Consider the following 15,646-nt stretch of genomic DNA (forward strand, 5'->3'; position numbering starts at 1 on the left):
GCCGCCCGGGACGGCCGTTCAGGCCCACCGCTCCACGAAGCGGCGCTGCCAGGGCGTCTCCACCGCGTGCCGGTCGTAGTGCTCCCGGACGTACGCGACGGCCTCGGCGGCCGGGACGCCGTCCAGGATCGCGACGCAGGCGAGGGCGGTGCCGGTGCGGCCGTGGCCGCCGGCGCAGGCGAGTTCGACGCGTTCGGTCGCCGACCGCCGCCAGACCTCGCGGAAGGCGTCGGCCGCGTCCGCCCGGTCGGCGGGGAGCCGGAAGTCGGGCCAGTGCACCCAACGGCCCTCCCACGGGAACGGCTTGGGCGGGCGGCCCAGCAGGTAGAGCCCGAAGGAGGGGTGCGGGCCGGGCGGCAGCGGGCGGCTGAGGCCGCGCCCGCGCAGCAGCCGCCCGGAGGGCAGGCGCAGCACGCCGGGGGCGGCCGGGTCCCAGGGCGCGGTCGGCCCGGTCGGCCCGGTGGTCTCGGTGGTCTCGGTCATCTCGCGGTTCTCCTCAGGACGCCACGTGCAGGGCCGGGGTGCCCGGCATCCCGGCCCGGTGGGCCAGGGCCGCCGCCTCGCCGCGCGAGGAGACGCCGAGCTTGGCCAGGATGTTGGCGACGTGGAACTTCACCGTCGACTCGCTGATGTGCAGCGCCGCGGCGATGTCCCGGTTTCGCCGGCCCTGGGCCAGTTGGTCGAGCACTTCCAGCTCGCGCGGCTGGAGGCCGTCCAACGGGTCGGTGGCGCGCGGTTGTTCGGGCAGGCCGAGCGGCAGGTCGACGCTCACCGTGGTGCCCCAGCCGGGGACGGCCTCGATGGCGCAGCGCCCGCCGAGGGCGGCGATCCGGTCGGCGGTGCGGTGGACGGCCAGCGCGTCGGTGGCCAGCAGGCCGGGGCCGTCGTCCCGGACCACCGCCCGCAGCGTGTCACCGGTGAACCGCCAGCTCACGTGCAGCCTGGTCACGGCGTCCTGCTCCAGCATCACGAGGACGGCCGCCCGGACGGCGTCCCGGGCGGCGTGCGCGGTGTCCGCCGGCACGGACCGGCCTGCCTCCGCCGGCGGCGCGACGTCCAGCCGCACCCGGGTGTGCCGCAGCAGCGGGCGCAACTGCTGGTCGAGCCGGGCGAACGCGGCGTCGGCGGGCTCCTCGCTGAGCGCCCGGTCCAGGTCGGCGCCCCGGCGAAGGTCGAGCAGCGCCGTCACGGCCAGTTCGGTGGCGGCGCGGCGCGCGGTGGCGTCGTCCAGCGCGGCGGAGCGCAGCGGCGCGAGGATCGCGGTGAGCGCCGCGCCGTGGGAGCCGGTGAACTCGGCGATCGCCCGGGCGCGGGCGTTGGCGGAGGCCCGGGAGGCCACCGCGTGGGTGGGGCCGGCGTCGGTGGCGCGGTGGTGCGAGTGGGTGGTGACCAAGTCCCACAGCTGCTGGAGGACGGCGAGCGCCCCGGCCGCCACCGGGTCGGCGCCGCCGTCCCGGACCAGCACCAGCACCGCGGTGGTGGCGTCCGACGCCGACGCCGTGACCACCACGACGGACCTCGCCCGCCCGGCCAGCTGCGCCTCGCCCTGCCAGGCCCGGCCGTCGGCCGTCGCCGAGGTGGTCGTCTCGGCCAGCTTGGCGAGCTCCAGGCCGCTGACGGCGGCGGTCAGCTCGGGTGGGCCGAAGGCGAGCGTGGGGGAATAGGTGCAGATGCCGCTGAGCTGGGCGATCGCCACGTGCGGGACGAGGGTGGCGACCACCTCGGAGAGCCGGTCCATCAGGTGCGGCCGGGGGGTGCGCAGCACCTCGACGGCCCGCGCCAGCGCCTCCTCGGGGCGGCCCCAGTGCTGCCGCCACCGCTCGTCCGCGCCGTCCCCATCCCCGTTCCCGTGGTCCAGGTCCCTGCCGTCCACGTCCTCGCCCGTCTCGTTGCGCACGTCCTTGTCAACGCCGATGCCGTCGCCCATGCCGGCCAGCCTAGCCCGGGGGCCGGGGCGGGGGCCTGGCCGTTCGGACAGGTGGAACCATCCGAAAGGCGGGCCTGGCGACCACCCCGGACGATCCAGGATGGAGCCGTCGGAAGAAACAACTCACCGAACCCGCAAGGACATTCCATGACCAAGGCGATCGCCTTCTCCGAGTACGGCGGCGTGGACGTGCTGCGCCCGACCGACGTCGAGCTGCCCGCCCCGGGCCCCGGCCAGGTGCGGGTCGCGGTCCGCACGGTGGGCGTCAACCCGCTGGACCACAAGGTGCGCAGCGGCTCGATGGTGGCGGCCTTCCCGGTCTCCTTCCCGCACGTCGGCGGCTACGAGCTGGCCGGTGCGGTGGAGGCCGTCGGCCCGGACGTGACCGCGTGGGCGCCCGGCGACGAGGTGTTCGGCGCCGTCATGGGCGGCGCGTACGCCGAACAGGCGCTCGTGGACGCCGACCTGCTGGCCCGCAAGCCCGCCGCGCTGAGCTGGGAGGAGGCCGCGGCGATCCCGGTGGCGGCCGAGACCGCCGAGCGGGTGCTCGGCGTCCTGGGCGTGCGGGCCGGCGAGACGCTGCTGGTGCACGGCGCGGCCGGCGGGGTCGGCACCCTGCTGCTGCAACTGGCCCGGGCACGCGGGATCACCGTGGTCGGCACCGCCGGCGAGGCCAACCACGACTACCTGCGCGAGCTGGGCGCGATCCCGGTGGCCTACGGCGACGGCCTGGCGGACCGGGTGCGGGCCGCTGCCCCGGGCGGGGTGGACCGGGCGCTGGACGCGGCGGGCAAGGGCGGGGTGCTGCCGCTCTCCATCGAGCTGACCGGCTCCGCGGACCGGGTGGTGACGATCGTCGACTTCGCCGGCTCCGCCGAGTACGGCGTCCGCTTCAGCGGCGGGGCGGAGGGCGTCGAGTCCTACCACCAGCGCGCCTACGCCGCCGTGCTGGCGCTGCACGAGGCGGGCACCCTGCGGCTGCCGCTGCACCAGGTGCTGCCGTTGGCGGAGGCGGCCGAGGCACACCGTCTCAGCGAGCACGGACACCTGCGCGGCAAGATCGTGCTCACGGTCTGAGCCATGGGTGCCGGGGTCGTCGACGACCGGCAGTCGGCCCGGTGCACTGGTCAACTGGTCGATGCACCGGGCGTTCTGACGCGGAATCGGTAGAGTCCGGTGGCATGGTGACTGAGAACGCATCAGGGGTGTCGGCGGGCCGCCTGGCCGGGCGGTCCTGCGTGGTGACGGGCGCGGCCAACGGCATCGGCCGGGCCGTCGCCGAACGCTTCGTGCGCGAGGGCGCGTCGGTGGTCGGCACCGACATCGACGTCGAGGGCCTGCGCCGGCTGGCCGACCGGTTCCCGCACGCCGTCAGCACGGTGGTCGGCGACGTGGCCAGCGACGAGGACGCCCGCCGGATGGTCGACGCCGCCGTCGAACGGCACGGCCGCCTCGACGTCCTGGTGGCCAACGCCGGGGTGATCCCGCTCATGGAGGTCACCGAGGCCACCGCCGAGGAGTGGGACCAGGTCATGGCCGTCGACGGCCGCGGCATGTTCCTCACCTGCAAGTACGGCATCCAGGCGATGGCCGCCCAGGAACGGCCGGGTGGGGCGATCGTCTGCGTCTCCTCCATCTCCGGCGAGGCCGGCCAGCGCGGCCAGGCGGTCTACGGGCCCGCCAAGTTCGTCGCCTCCGGCCTCACCCGGCACCTCGCCGTCGAATGGGCCGACCGCGGCATCCGGATCAACGCCGTCGCCCCCGGCACCATCGCCACCGACCGCGTCGCCCGCCTGTACGACGAACCCGGCGGGACGGAGTACCTCGCCGCGATCGAGAAGCGCCACCCGATGGGCCGCCTCGGGGCCCCGGCGGAGGTCGCGGCGGCCGTCCTGTTCCTCGCCTCCGACGACGCCTCCTTCATCACCGGCGCGGTGCTGCCCGTCGACGGCGGCTACCTCGCGCAGTAGCCGTCAGCCCCCGGTGTTCGCGACAGGGGAGCCAGGGGAGAGAGCCGGGCGAGCCGGGGGAGCCGGGGGAGCTAGGGAAGCCGGGGGAGCCGCTCGACGATGACCATCGCCGCGTCGTCGTCCAGCCGGCCGCCGACGTGGGCGAGCAGGTCGCGGCGCAGGTGGTGGAGCAGGGCGGTCGGGCGTTCGTCCTGCCAGGCGGTGACGCGGTCGGTGAGCGGGTAGAAGCGCCGGTCGGCGTCTCGGGCCTCGATCACGCCGTCGGTGTAGATCAGCAGCCGGTCGCCGGGGTGGAACGGGAAGGTCTCCACCTCGTACCGGACCGGGGCGAGCTCGCCCAGGCCCAGCGGCGGCGCCGGGTGGCGGGCGGCCAGCGTGGTGATGCCGTCGGGGCGCAGCAGCAGCGGGGGCGGGTGACCGCAGTCGATCAGCCGGACCGCCGTGCCGTCGTCGGGGATGTCGAGCAGGACGGCGGTGATGAAGGATTCGCCGCTGTCCTCCGGCGGGGCCGCCTCGTCCGGGTCCTCGCCGCTCAGGCGGCGCCGGCGGGCCTGTTCGCCGAGCTGGGCGAGGTCCCAGCAGACGCTGCCGTCCAGGTAGGCGGCGAGCCCGGGCAGGTCGGCGTGCAGGTGGGCGGCGGCGCGGAAGGCGCCGAGCAGCAGGGCCGCGTCGCCGAGCGAGGACAGGCCCTTGCCGCGGACGTCGCCGACCAGCAGCCGGGTGCCGGTGGCGGTGCGGGCGGCCGCGTACAGGTCGCCGCCGACCTGTGCCTCGGCCTCGGCGGCGAGGTAGACGGAGGCCAGGTGCAGCGGCCCGATCCGGTCCGGCAGCGGGCGCAGCAGGACCCGCTGGGCGGCCTCGGACACCGAGCGGACCTGGGCCAGCTCGCGCTCGTACCGTTCGCGCAGCGCCCGCAGTCCGATGATCAGGGCGGAGACGACGAGCTGCGCGCCCAGCTGGGTCTCGATGTTGGCGCTGGTGAGGCCGTCCCGGGTGATGCCGATGACGGTGAGCGCGGCGAGGGCCAGCAGGGCGACGCCGGCGGTGGCCCGGGCGCCGGCGTAGGAGGCGGTGAGCGCGGGGGCGACGATCAGCAGCGGGCCGAGGTGGATCTGCGCGGGGGAGAGGATGTCGACGACGGTGATCACGACGATCAGCGCGAGCGACAGCGCCGTCAGCGCGCGGCGGTCGGGCCGCCGGGGGCGGCGGCGGTCGCGGGGCTGCGGGTCACGGGGACGCTGCCGGAGTGGCACCTTTCCTCTGTACACCGTCGGGGCGGTGGGGCGCACCCCGGGCGCTCCTCGGGTACACCCCGGAGGCCCCCGGGCGCACCCCGTACAGGGGGTCTCAGCCCTCTTCGCCGTAGCGGGCCAGGTAGGCGGCGAAGCGGGCGACGTCCTCGTCGGACCAGTCGGTGAAGCGGGCGGTGAAGGCCAGCCGGCGCTGCTCGTTGGCGTCCTGCAGCAGGGCGAGCCCGGCCTCGGTGGCGCGCAGGATCTGGCCGCGCTGGTCGTCCGGGTCGGCCTCGCGCCGCAGCAGGCCGAGCTTCTCCAGGGCGGTGACCTGGCGGCTGACGGTCGACTTGTCGAGCATGAAGTGGGCGGCCACGTCGGCGGCCCGACAGCCGCCGCGCTCGGTGATCAGGTCGAGGATGCTGTAGGTGACCAGGGAGAGGTCGGGGTGCAGCTGGGAGGCCTTGTGCCGGGCGCGCCGGGCGAAGGCGGTCAGCTCGCGCTGGATGGCGTCGATGGACGACTGGCGGCCGGGCACGGGCGTTCCTACCTCCTCGATATTTGTTGCACTATACAACGGATTCCCCCGGGTTCGCGCGCCGCTCCGGGCCTCCCTGTCCCTGAGTGGCCTGCCAGGCGCGGGCGGCGGCAATCCGGCGGGTCGCACTCGGGTGAGTGGCGAACAGTAGCTCAAGCGCCCTCGGCGGGTCGACATCGGAGACGTTCGCCACGGCCAGTCTGCGTTGCATCGCGACGAACTGCTCGGCGTCCGACGTCAGTTCGAGCGCATGCCGGTCCGCCCTGGCCTCGATCCGGCGGCTCACCGCGCACTGGGCCGGCCCCGACAGCGCCCCCAGCAGCGCCGCGCACGCCGCCAGCAGCGGCAGCGCCCGCGGATCGGCCGCATCCGCCGCCCCCGCCGCCGACAGCAGAGGTCGCCAGGAGCCCAGCACCCCCAGCACGGCCACCGCCGCGGCCGCGCCCACCGCGCCCAGCAAGGTGCCGAACGGCACGTCCCGGTGCTTCACGTGGCCCAGCTCGTGCGCCACCACCAGTTCCACCTCGCGCGGCGTGGCCGTCGACAGCAGCGTGTCGTACGCGACGATCCGGCGGGTCGCGCCCAGCCCCGACACGTACGCGTTGAGCGCGGTGGTCCGCCGCGAGGCGTCCGCCACCAGGACGTCCCGCACCCGTACGCCGTCCCGCTCGGCCAGCGCCAGCAGGGCGCTGCGCAGCGGGCCCGGCGGCATCGGGGTGAAGCGGTTGAACACCGGCTCGATCAGCAGCGGGTGCAGGAAGGACAGCGCCGCCGTCAGCACCGCCGCCGCGCCCGCCGCCGGCAGCCACCAGTGCCGCGGCGACCAGGCGGTCAGCGCGAACAGCCCGAGCGCGAGCGGAAGGACCAGCACGAGGGCCAGCCCCAGGCCGCGCAGCGCGTCCACCGTCCAGCCGACCCAGCCCTGCGTCACCAGCCCGTACCGGGCCCGGACCACCCGCAGTCGGGCGCCGAACGGCAGCTGCAACGCCTGGCCGAGCACCACCAGGGCCGCCGCGCCCGCCAGCACCCCGGCCGTCCGGGAGCCGCCGAACCAGCCGCCGACGGCCGAGACCAGTCCGGCCCCGGCCGGGGTCAGGCCGAGCAGCAGGGTGAGCGCCAGGCCCGCCAGCCGACCGCCCAGTGCCCAGGGGAGCTGGGCGCGGCGCAGCGCGCGGCCACGGGCGCGCTCGGCGGGGGTGAAGTCGGCCGGTGGGCGGCCGGTGGGGGCGGGGCCGGCGGAGGCGGTGGTATCGGTGTCGTCCATGGGGTGGGTGCGGCTCCGGGCTCTGGCGGACGGGGGCGGTTCAGCATCTCCTACCGCGCCGGGGCGGCGCTCAGTCCTCGGCGCCCGGTGCTCCAGCCTTTGGTGTCCGGCTGTGGGGGTCCGGCCGTGGGTGTTCGGCGGCTGGTGGCCGGCCGTGGGTGTTCGGGGGTGGGTGTCCGGCCCGCCGGTGTTGTGCTCGGAATGTTGCGGAACCGAGGCGGATGGGTGCGGAACCCGTGCCGTAGGCTGACCGCTTCTGGATCGACCCGGGGGGAAACACTCATGCGCCGTGCCGCGGCCGCCGTCGCGCTGTTCGTCGGCCTGACCGCCGTCGCCGCCTGCGGGCCCGACGACCCCGCCCCGGCGCCGGCCGCCGCGCCCGGCTCGACCGCGGCCTCCTCGGGTGGGGCGGCGGGCGCGTCCACCAGCCCGGGTGCGACGCCGTCCGGAACCGCCGCCGGGAAGAACGCCGCGCCCCGGCCCGACGGCAGCATCACCGTCGCGTTCGCCGGAGACGTCCACTTCGAGGGCCGCACCGAGGCCCGGCTCGCCGTCCAGCCGCCGGAGCAGGCCCTCGGCCCGCTCTCCCGGACGCTCGCCGACGCCGACCTGTCCGTCCTCAACCTGGAGACGGCGATCACCGGGCGCGGCGCCCCCGAGCCGAAGACCTACACCTTTCGCACCTCGCCCGAGGCGCTCTCGGCGCTCAAGGACTCCGGCGTCGACGTCGTCTCCATGGCCAACAACCACGCCGTCGACTTCGGCGCCGACGGTCTCACCGACACCCTCGCCGCCAAGGACTCCTCGCCGATCCCGGTCGTCGGCGTCGGCCGCAACGCCAAGGAGGCGTACGCCCCGTACGTCACCACCGTGCGCGGTGTGAAGGTCGCCGTCGTCGCCGCCAGCCAGGTCGAGGACCTCACCAACCAGAAGTGGCGGGCCGGCGCCAACAAGCCGGGCATCGCCTCCGCGCTGGACGTCCCCGCGCTGGTCAAGGCGGTCGAGGCGGCCAAGCAGCAGGCGCCCGTCGTCCTCGTCTACCTGCACTGGGGCGACGAGGGCAAGGCCTGCCCCACCGGCCCGCAGACCGCCATCGCCAAGAAGCTCGCCACCGCCGGCGCCACCGCCGTGGTCGGCACCCACGCCCACACCATGGTCGGCTCGGGCATGCTCGGCAACACGTACATCGGTTACGGCTTCGGCAACTTCCTCTGGTACGGCACCTCCAACTACGCCTTCTCCAACGAGACCGGCGTCACCACCCTCACCCTCACCCGCGACGGCAAGGTCACCGGCGAGGCCTTCGCCCCGGCGACCATCGACGACAAGGGCGTCCCCGTCCCGGCCACCGGCGCCACCGCCGAGGCGGCCCGCAAGCGCCGCGACGCCCTCCGAGGCTGCACCGGCCTCGCCCCGGCCCCGGCGGCTCCGTCGGCTCCGGCCCCGTCGGCTCCGGCGACGGGCGCGACGGGCGCGACGGGCTGAGTCGCCTCCGGGGGCCCGTGGCCCTCTCGTGAGCGACCGGTAGCCGTCCTCAGCTCCCGGTCGCCGTCGGGCAGTTCACCGCCCTCCAGTCGCCGCGGCACCGCGGCCGTGGGGGGTTCGATCCATGCTCTCGGCGAGACGAAACGTCTCGTACCGGTGTGCCCGGAAATGGCGGAGATCGGACCGGAGTCGAGAGGGTGGCGGTGAGTTGACGACTGCACAGGGCATCGGCGCAGCCGAACATATGTGTTAGGTTAGGCTTACCTAATATTGCTGGTCGGAGGGGATGTCCGTGCAAAAGTCCGAATTCGCCGGTGCCGTCGCGATGGTCACCGGGGCCGGGCAGGGCATCGGTGCGGCCGTGGCCCGGGCGCTCGTCGCCGAGGGTGCCGTCGTCGCCGCGGTGGACCGCAACCCCGGCCCGCTCGCCGCCCTCGCGGCGGAGTCGCCCGCCGTGCACCCGTACGTCCTGGACGTCGCCGACGGCCGGGCGGTGGACGACACGGTCGACCTGATCGAGCGCCAACTCGGGCCGATCGCCACGCTGGTGAACGTCGCCGGGATCCTGCGCACCGCACCCGTCGTCGAACTCACCGACCAGGACTGGGCGGAGACCTTCGCGGTCAACACCACCGGCGTCTTCCACACCGGCCGCGCGGTCGGCCGCCGGATGGCCGACCGCGGCCGCGGCGCCGTGGTCACCGTCGGCTCCAACGCCGCCGGGGTGCCGCGCGCCGGCATGGCCGCGTACGCGGCGTCCAAGGCGGCGGCCACCATGTTCACCCGCTGCCTCGGGCTGGAACTCGCCCGCTCCGGCGTGCGGTGCAACATCGTCTCGCCCGGCTCGACCGACACCGGGATGCAGCGCGCGCTCTGGGGCGAGGACGCCGAGGCCGCCGAACGGCGGGTCATCGACGGCGACTTGGGCGCCTGGCGGGTCGGCATCCCGCTCGGGCGGATCGCCGCACCCGCCGACATCGCCGAGGCGGTGGTCTTCCTGGCCTCCGACCGGGCCCGGCACATCACCATGCACGACCTCTACGTCGACGGCGGCGCGACCCTGCGCGCCTGAGCGCCCTCGCCGTCCCCACGCCTTCCTCGCAGCTTCCCTCCGCGCCCCGGGCAACCCCCGGGCGTCGGCCATGCCCTGACTTCCTTCCCCGACCTTCCACCCCGACGTCCAGACCGTCCAGACCGTCCCAGACTGGAGACTTCACGGTGACCACGGTGCACCACGCCCCCGCCGGGGGTGTCGTCGAGCACGCCGCTCCCGCCCCCGCTGCCCCGGCCCCCGCCGGGCCCGCAGACCCTTCCGCCCCGGCCCCCGACCACGCCGTCATCGGCGCGGCCAGCGGCCTGCTCGGCCAGTACCGGGCCGCGGCCGACGAGGCGTTCTTCGCCTCGCCGACCCGCACCCTGCTCACCGCCGGGGTGCACGCCCGGGTCCCGCAGGACGGGCGCCCGCTGCCCGTCCGGGTCGCCGCGACGCTGGCCGAGGCCCGTCGCGCCGGGGTCGAACGGCCGCTGGTGGTCGGCGCGGTGGCGTTCGACCACGACAGCCGGGTCGAACTCGCCGTCCCCGAGAGAGTCCGCAGAGCCGGGGCGCTGCGCGACGACCCACTGATCGCGCTGCCCGCGCCGCCGGCCGAGGTGGTCGACTGGCAGGTGCGTCCGATCCCCGAGCCGGCCGCGTACGGCGCGGGCGTCGCGGCGGCCGTCGAGCGGCTGCGCGGCGGCGAGTTGAGCAAGGTCGTGCTGGCCCGCACGCTGGAGCTGAGCGCCGACCGCCCGCTGGACCTGCCCGCGATCCTCCAGCGGCTCGGCCGCCGTGACCCGGGCGGCTACACCTTCGCCGTCCCCGCCGGCGGCGGGCGGACGCTGATCGGGGCCAGCCCCGAACTCCTGCTCTCCCGGCGCGGAACGGCCGTCCTGGCCAACCCGCTGGCCGGTTCGGTGCCGCGCAGCGCCGACCTCGGCGAGGACGTCCGGCGCGCCGCCGCGCTGCTGGAATCGCCCAAGGACCTGCACGAGCACGCCGTCGTGGTGGACGCGATCCGCGCCGCGCTGGCGCCGTACTGCCGCACCCTGGACGTGCCGGCGCGGCCGACCCTGGTGCGCACCGCCGCGATGTGGCACCTGGCCACCACCATCACCGGCGAACTGGCCGATCCGGCGGTCTCCGCCCTGGAGTTGGCCACCGTCCTGCACCCGACCCCGGCGGTCTGCGGCACGCCGACGGCCGTCGCCCGGCGGGTGATCGGCGAGGTCGAGCCCTTCGACCGGGGCCTGTACACCGGCATGGTCGGCTGGGGTGACGCGGACGGCGACGGCGAGTGGGTGGTCACCATCCGCTGCGCGGAGGCGGACGAGCGGACCCTGCGGGTGTACGCGGGTGCGGGCGTCGTCGACCGGTCCCGGCCCGAGGACGAACTCGCCGAGACCAGTGCCAAGTTCCGCACCTTCCTGGACGCCGCGGGGGTGTCGCAGTGACGGCGATGGAGAGCTTTCTGACGCAGAACCAGTCCGCCGTTGTGGACCGGACCTCCGCTCAGGAGTCCGCCTTCACCCCGTACCCCGCCGAGTTCGCCGAGCGCTACCGGGCCGCCGGGTACTGGCGCGGCGAGACCTTCGGGCGAATGCTGCGCGAGCGCGCCGCCGCGCACGGCGAGCGGATCGCGATCGTCGACCCGGCGGGGGAGGGGCGGCGCTGGACGTACGCCGAACTCGACCGCCGCGCCGACCGGATGGCCGCCGGGCTGCTCGCCCGGGGGATCGGGCGCGGCGACCGCGTGGTGGTCCAACTGCCCAACGTGGCCGAGTTCTTCGAGGTGGTCTTCGCGCTGTTCCGGATCGGCGCGCTGCCGGTCTTCGCGCTGCCCGCCCACCGCGCCACCGAGATCGGCTACTTCTGCTCCTTCACCGGGGCGGCCGGCTACGTCGTCGCGGCCGTCGACAACGGCTTCGACTACCGCGAACTGGCCTCCCGGGTCAAGGCGGAGAGCCCGGCGCTGCGGCTGGTCCTGGTGGCCGGGGACGACCCGGGCGAGCACCTCCGGCTGGCGGACGTGCCCTGCGACGGGCCCGGGCCGGTCGAGGAGCCGGAGCCCGGGAGCGTCGCCTTCCTCCAGCTCTCCGGCGGCAGCACCGGCGTGCCCAAGCTGATCCCGCGCACCCACGACGACTACATCTACTCGCTGCGCGGCTCGGTCGAGCTGTGCGCGCTCGACGAGGACAGCGTCTACCTGTGCGCGCTGCCCGCCGCCCACAACTTCCCGCTCAGCTCGCCCGGTTCGCTCGGCACGCTGTACGCGGGCGGCCGGGTGGTGCTGTGCCCGCGGCCCAACCCGGAGACGGCCTTCCCGCTGATCGAGCGCGAGGGCGTGACCATCACCGGGCTGGTGCCGCCGCTGGCCCTGCTCTGGCTGGACGCCGCCGAGCGCGACGCGGGCGGCCCCGGCGCGGGGGACCTGGACAGCCTGGAGGTGCTGCTGGTCGGCGGTGCCAAGTTCAGCGCCGAGGCTGCCCGGAGGGTGGGCCCGGTGCTCGGCTGCACGCTTCAGCAGGTGTTCGGGATGGCGGAGGGGCTGGTCAACTACACCCGCCTGGACGACCCGGAGGAGCTGATCACCACCACCCAGGGCCGGCCGATCTCCCCCGACGACGAGGTCCGGGTGGTCGACGACCAGGACCGGGACCTGCCCGACGGCGCCACCGGCCACCTGCTCACCCGCGGCCCGTACACCATCCGCGGCTACTGGAACGCGCCCGAGCACAACGCCAACTCCTTCACGGCCGAGGGCTTCTACCGCACCGGCGACCTCGTCCGCCGCACCCCGACCGGCCACCTGGTGGTCGAGGGCCGGGCCAAGGACCAGATCAACCGGGGCGGCGAGAAGGTCGCCGCCGAGGAGATCGAGAACCACCTGCTCGCCCACCCCGCCGTGCACGACGCGGCGGTGGTGTCGATGCCCGACCCCTACCTCGGCGAACGCACCTGCGCCTACGTCGTCCTGCGTACCGAGCATCGCGAACAGCCGCCGAAGAGCATCGAGTTGAAGCGCTTCGTACGGCAGCGCGGACTGGCCGAGTACAAGGTGCCGGACCGGGTCGAGTTCGTCGACGCCTTCCCCGCCACCGGGATCGGCAAGGTCAGCAAGAAGGACCTGCGCGCCGCCATCGCGGCCGCACTCCCTACTCACTGAAGGAAAGACCACCGTGGGCCTGCCCCGCATTCCCTCCTATCCCCTGCCCGCCGCCACCGAACTGCCCGCCAACCGGGTCGAGTGGACGGTCGACCCGGACCGCGCCGTGCTGCTGGTGCACGACCTGCAGAACCACTTCCTGGACGCCTTCGACGCCGCCGCCGCGCCGGTGCCCGAACTCCTCGGGAACGTCGGCCGGTTGGCCGAGGCGGCGCGCGCCCACGGCATACCGGTGCTCTACTCGGCCCAGCCCGGCGGGCAGAGCCCGGCCGAACGCGGCCTCCAGCAGGACTTCTGGGGCCCGGGCATCCCGGACGACCCTCGCGCGACGGCGATCGCCGACGCCGTCGCCCCCGCACCGGGCGACACGCTGCTCACCAAGTGGAAGTACAGCGCCTTCGTGCGCACCGATCTGGACCGGCTGCTGCGCGAACAGGGCCGGGACCAGCTGGTGATCACCGGCGTGTACGCGCACATCGGGGTGCAGGCCACCGCCTGCGACGCCTGGATGCGCGACCTGCCGGCCTTCGTGGTGGCCGACGCGGTCGCCGACTTCGGCCCGGACGAGCACCGCGCGGCGCTGTCCTGGGTGGCCGGCCGCTGCGGGCAGGTCACCACCACCGACGCCGTCCTGGCGATGCTGGAAGGGAAGTGACGGGCATGGCCTTCACCGTGGAGCGGATCCGGGCCGAGGTCGCCGACCTGCTCGGCGAGGACCCGGCGGACGTCCCGCTGGACGAGAACCTCGCCGACTGGGGCCTGGACTCGGTCCGGCTGATGGCGCTCGCCGAGCGCTGGCGGGCCGAGGGCGCCGAGGTGGCGTTCGTGCAACTGGCCGAGCGCCCGGCCGTCGAGGCCTGGGCCGCACTGCTCGGCGCGGCCTGATGGAGACCGTGCTGCTGGAGGCCGCCGGGCCGCAGGCGCCCCCGCACACGGACCGGGCGGCGAAGTACCCGCCGACCACCGTCGTGGGGCCGGTCGAGGCGCAGGCCGCCCGGACCCCGGACGCCCCCGCCGTGCTGCTCGCGGGCGGCGCGGCCGTCACGTACCGGGACCTGAACGCCGCGGCCAACCGGCTGGCGCGCGCCCTGGCCGCGCGCGGCGCCCGGCCGGGGGCGGTGGTCGGCCTGGCGCCGGCCCGCCACCCGGCGCAGCTGCTGACCGCGCTGCTCGCGGTGGCCAAGTCCGGCGCGGCGTACCTGCCGCTGGACCCGGCGGACGCACCCGGGCGCCGGGAGCGGCTGCTCGCGGAGACCGCGCCGGTCTGCGTGCTGGGGGAGGGGGTGCCGGAGGCGCTGGCCGGGCTGGACGTGGACGGCGAGCTGGCCACCGACCCGCCCCGGGCGCTCACGCCGCAGCACCTGCTCTGCGTCGGGTACGGCCCGGGCGGGCGACCGGACGCCGTCCGGCTCACCCACGCCGAGGCCGACCGCCGGGTGCGCGAGCTCCAGGCGGCCCACCCGCTCGGCCCGGGTGACCGGGTGCTGCAACTGGGCCTGCCGCTCTGGGAGTTCCTCTGGCCGCTGCGGACCGGCGCCGCCGTGGTGCTGGCCGACCCGCAGCGGTCGGGCGAGGTCGGGGAGCTGGTGAGGGAGCTGGGCGTCACGGCGGTGCGGGCGTCGTCGGCGGCGCTGCTGGGCGGCTGACGGGGGCGGGGCGAGGGCGGCGAACAGATGACAACGTTCAGCGAACAACTTTCAGATAACAGATGATGAAAGCTGTTATCTGAAAGTTGTCACCTGTCAGTCGTCGATCGGCGGCCGTCGGTCGCCAGGCGTCGGCTGTCAGGCGTTCGCCGCCAGGTCGGCCGCCGTCCAGGCCATGGCGACCGCGCCGTCCAGCACTGCCCGGTCGGCCTCCGCCCCTACCGCGGCCTCGGCGAACGCGGCCTCGTGCGGGGCGCAGGCACCGCCGGTGATGTCCAGCACCGGGTGGATGGCGGGCACGGCGTGGGAGACGTTCCCCATGTCGGTGCACGCGAACGGCCCGCTCTCGACCGGTTCCGGTCGGCCGAGCGCCGCCGCGTTGGCCCGCCAGAGGGCGAGCAGGGCGGGGTCGGAGCGCATGTCCAGGTAGTCCGGTTCGGGCCGGTCGAGCGTCACCTCGCAGCCGGTGGCGAGCGCCCCGGCCCGGAAGCAGTCCTCGACCCGGGCCCGCAACTGCGCGAGGTCCTCGGCCGCCGAGGCGCGGATCTCGTACTCCGCGCTCGCGCTGTCGGGGATCAGGTTGGGCGCGGTGCCGGCGGCCGTGGTGATGCCGTGCACCCGCCACTGCGGCGGCAGGTGCTGGCGCAGCAGCCCGAGGGCGACCTGGGCGACGGTGAGGGCGTCGGCGGCGTTGCGGCCCTGGTGCGGGTTGAGGCTCGAGTGGGCGGCGCGGCCGGTGTAGCGGACGGAGAGGGTGCCGAGCGCGAAGGAGCGGAAGTCGGCGACCTCGACCGGGCAGGGGTGCACCATCATCGCCGCGTCCACGCCGTCGAAGGCGCCCGCCTCCAGCAGTAGCGCCTTTCCGGCTCCGCGCTCTTCGGCCGGCGCGCCGATCACCCGTACGGTGAGCCCGAGTTGGTCGGCGTACGGGGCGAGGCCGAGTGCCGCGCCGAGGCCGGCGGCGGCGATCAGGTTGTGCCCGCAGGCGTGCCCGAGGCCGGGCAGCGCGTCGTACTCGCAGACGAGTGCGACGGTGACCGGCCCGTTGCCGAGGCTAGCGGTGAACGCGGTGTCCAGTCCGTGCGCGGGCGCGGTGACGGCGTAGCCGTGGGCGCGTAGGAGTTCGGCGCACCAGGCGGCCGCGCGGTGCTCCTCGAACGCGGTCTCGGGGTGGGCGTGGATGCGGTGGCTGAGCGCGAGCAGTTCCGCGCGGTGCGTGTGGACGCGTTCGTGGACGGCCTGTTTGGTCGCGGTCAGGGGCATGGGCGGCGCCTCCGTGATGTCAGGGCCCCCGCGCTGGGGGGCCGTTGACCAGATCATATGAGGTTAGATTAGGCTAACCTAACTAGGCGTTTCGTTCGCCGGACCCCGAGGAGCACCCC

15 protein-coding genes are annotated in these 15,646 nt (G+C 75.4%); 9 read left to right on the top strand and 6 right to left on the bottom strand.

Annotation, left to right across the window (positions count from 1 at the left end):
• Nucleotides 1-18 precede the first annotated feature (18 nt).
• Together AC07BF_RS15620 and AC07BF_RS15625 are read right to left on the bottom strand one after the other, a co-directional pair.
• Nucleotides 19-483, bottom strand: a complete 465-nt coding sequence (locus AC07BF_RS15620; protein WP_363579588.1) for a protein-tyrosine phosphatase family protein — start codon at nt 481-483, stop codon at nt 19-21.
• Nucleotides 484-496: 13 nt separating this feature from the next.
• Entirely contained in the window at nt 497-1,927 is a 1,431-nt protein-coding gene (locus AC07BF_RS15625) for a helix-turn-helix transcriptional regulator (RefSeq protein ID WP_363579587.1), read from the bottom strand.
• A 147-nt stretch (nt 1,928-2,074) separates the two neighbouring features.
• On the opposite strand from AC07BF_RS15625, the gene AC07BF_RS15630 reads away from it, so the two are divergent.
• Together AC07BF_RS15630 and AC07BF_RS15635 are read left to right on the top strand one after the other, a co-directional pair.
• Entirely contained in the window at nt 2,075-3,004 is a 930-nt protein-coding gene (locus tag AC07BF_RS15630) for an NADP-dependent oxidoreductase (RefSeq protein ID WP_400984179.1), read from the top strand.
• Between the two features lie 104 nt (nt 3,005-3,108).
• A complete protein-coding gene (locus AC07BF_RS15635) occupies nt 3,109-3,897 on the top strand; it encodes an SDR family NAD(P)-dependent oxidoreductase (protein WP_363579585.1) in 789 nt (262 codons plus the stop codon).
• A gap of 71 nt (nt 3,898-3,968) precedes the next feature.
• Here AC07BF_RS15635 and AC07BF_RS15640 read toward each other — a convergent pair whose 3' ends face one another.
• The 3 genes from AC07BF_RS15640 to AC07BF_RS15650 all read right to left on the bottom strand — a co-directional run bounded on the left by AC07BF_RS15640 (nt 3,969) and on the right by AC07BF_RS15650 (nt 6,931).
• Nucleotides 3,969-5,150 carry a PP2C family protein-serine/threonine phosphatase gene (locus tag AC07BF_RS15640; RefSeq protein ID WP_478333464.1) on the bottom strand — a complete coding sequence of 394 codons (1,182 nt, stop codon included), beginning with the start codon at nt 5,148-5,150 and terminating at the stop codon, nt 3,969-3,971.
• 94 nt (nt 5,151-5,244) lie between these two features.
• Nucleotides 5,245-5,667 (bottom strand): MarR family winged helix-turn-helix transcriptional regulator, encoded by a 423-nt coding sequence (locus AC07BF_RS15645; protein ID WP_063349838.1) that lies wholly within the window; start codon nt 5,665-5,667, stop codon nt 5,245-5,247.
• Between the two features lie 31 nt (nt 5,668-5,698).
• The gene (locus AC07BF_RS15650; protein ID WP_400804679.1) at nt 5,699-6,931 is read right to left on the bottom strand and encodes a M48 family metalloprotease; all 1,233 of its coding nucleotides are present in this window, start codon (nt 6,929-6,931) and stop codon (nt 5,699-5,701) included.
• Nucleotides 6,932-7,213: 282 nt separating this feature from the next.
• Between AC07BF_RS15650 and AC07BF_RS15655 the strand changes: the two genes are divergently transcribed.
• The 7 genes from AC07BF_RS15655 to AC07BF_RS15685 all read left to right on the top strand — a co-directional run bounded on the left by AC07BF_RS15655 (nt 7,214) and on the right by AC07BF_RS15685 (nt 14,264).
• Nucleotides 7,214-8,416 carry a CapA family protein gene (locus AC07BF_RS15655; protein ID WP_478333465.1) on the top strand — a complete coding sequence of 401 codons (1,203 nt, stop codon included), beginning with the start codon at nt 7,214-7,216 and terminating at the stop codon, nt 8,414-8,416.
• A gap of 286 nt (nt 8,417-8,702) precedes the next feature.
• Nucleotides 8,703-9,488, top strand: coding sequence for a 2,3-dihydro-2,3-dihydroxybenzoate dehydrogenase (locus tag AC07BF_RS15660; protein WP_363579581.1), 786 nt, complete (start codon nt 8,703-8,705; stop codon nt 9,486-9,488).
• 266 nt (nt 9,489-9,754) lie between these two features.
• Complete coding sequence (gene dhbC / locus AC07BF_RS15665; protein ID WP_478333496.1) at nt 9,755-10,906, top strand: isochorismate synthase DhbC; 1,152 nt, start codon at nt 9,755-9,757, stop codon at nt 10,904-10,906.
• A 5-nt stretch (nt 10,907-10,911) separates the two neighbouring features.
• The gene (locus AC07BF_RS15670; RefSeq protein WP_478333466.1) at nt 10,912-12,618 is read left to right on the top strand and encodes a (2,3-dihydroxybenzoyl)adenylate synthase; all 1,707 of its coding nucleotides are present in this window, start codon (nt 10,912-10,914) and stop codon (nt 12,616-12,618) included.
• A gap of 13 nt (nt 12,619-12,631) precedes the next feature.
• Nucleotides 12,632-13,273: an isochorismatase family protein gene (locus AC07BF_RS15675; protein ID WP_363616460.1), complete on the top strand. Its 642-nt coding sequence runs from the start codon at nt 12,632-12,634 to the stop codon at nt 13,271-13,273.
• Nucleotides 13,274-13,278: 5 nt separating this feature from the next.
• Nucleotides 13,279-13,503, top strand: coding sequence for a phosphopantetheine-binding protein (locus tag AC07BF_RS15680; protein WP_063349844.1), 225 nt, complete (start codon nt 13,279-13,281; stop codon nt 13,501-13,503).
• Nucleotides 13,503-14,264 (top strand): AMP-binding protein, encoded by a 762-nt coding sequence (locus tag AC07BF_RS15685; protein ID WP_478333467.1) that lies wholly within the window; start codon nt 13,503-13,505, stop codon nt 14,262-14,264. The genes AC07BF_RS15680 and AC07BF_RS15685 overlap by 1 nt, the downstream gene beginning before the upstream one ends.
• A 138-nt stretch (nt 14,265-14,402) precedes the next feature.
• On the opposite strand, the gene AC07BF_RS15690 is transcribed toward AC07BF_RS15685, so the two are convergent.
• Nucleotides 14,403-15,527 (bottom strand): amidohydrolase, encoded by a 1,125-nt coding sequence (locus tag AC07BF_RS15690; protein ID WP_478333468.1) that lies wholly within the window; start codon nt 15,525-15,527, stop codon nt 14,403-14,405.
• Between the last annotated feature and the right edge of the window lie 119 nt (nt 15,528-15,646).

The sequence above is a fragment of the Kitasatospora sp. NPDC043950 genome, assembly GCF_056435345.1.

What these genes read in the sequence shown, in the direction of transcription:
- AC07BF_RS15620 (WP_363579588.1), bottom strand. Translation starts at nt 483, where the DNA reads ATGACCGAGACCACCGAGACCACCGGGCCGACCGGGCCGACCGCGCCC.
- AC07BF_RS15625 (WP_363579587.1), bottom strand. Translation starts at nt 1,927, where the DNA reads ATGGGCGACGGCATCGGCGTTGACAAGGACGTGCGCAACGAGACGGGC.
- AC07BF_RS15630 (WP_400984179.1), top strand. Translation starts at nt 2,075, where the DNA reads ATGACCAAGGCGATCGCCTTCTCCGAGTACGGCGGCGTGGACGTGCTG.
- AC07BF_RS15635 (WP_363579585.1), top strand. Translation starts at nt 3,109, where the DNA reads ATGGTGACTGAGAACGCATCAGGGGTGTCGGCGGGCCGCCTGGCCGGG.
- AC07BF_RS15650 (WP_400804679.1), bottom strand. Translation starts at nt 6,931, where the DNA reads ATGGACGACACCGATACCACCGCCTCCGCCGGCCCCGCCCCCACCGGC.
- AC07BF_RS15655 (WP_478333465.1), top strand. Translation starts at nt 7,214, where the DNA reads ATGCGCCGTGCCGCGGCCGCCGTCGCGCTGTTCGTCGGCCTGACCGCC.
- AC07BF_RS15660 (WP_363579581.1), top strand. Translation starts at nt 8,703, where the DNA reads ATGTCCGTGCAAAAGTCCGAATTCGCCGGTGCCGTCGCGATGGTCACC.
- AC07BF_RS15670 (WP_478333466.1), top strand. Translation starts at nt 10,912, where the DNA reads ATGGAGAGCTTTCTGACGCAGAACCAGTCCGCCGTTGTGGACCGGACC.
- AC07BF_RS15680 (WP_063349844.1), top strand. Translation starts at nt 13,279, where the DNA reads ATGGCCTTCACCGTGGAGCGGATCCGGGCCGAGGTCGCCGACCTGCTC.
- AC07BF_RS15685 (WP_478333467.1), top strand. Translation starts at nt 13,503, where the DNA reads ATGGAGACCGTGCTGCTGGAGGCCGCCGGGCCGCAGGCGCCCCCGCAC.
- AC07BF_RS15690 (WP_478333468.1), bottom strand. Translation starts at nt 15,527, where the DNA reads ATGCCCCTGACCGCGACCAAACAGGCCGTCCACGAACGCGTCCACACG.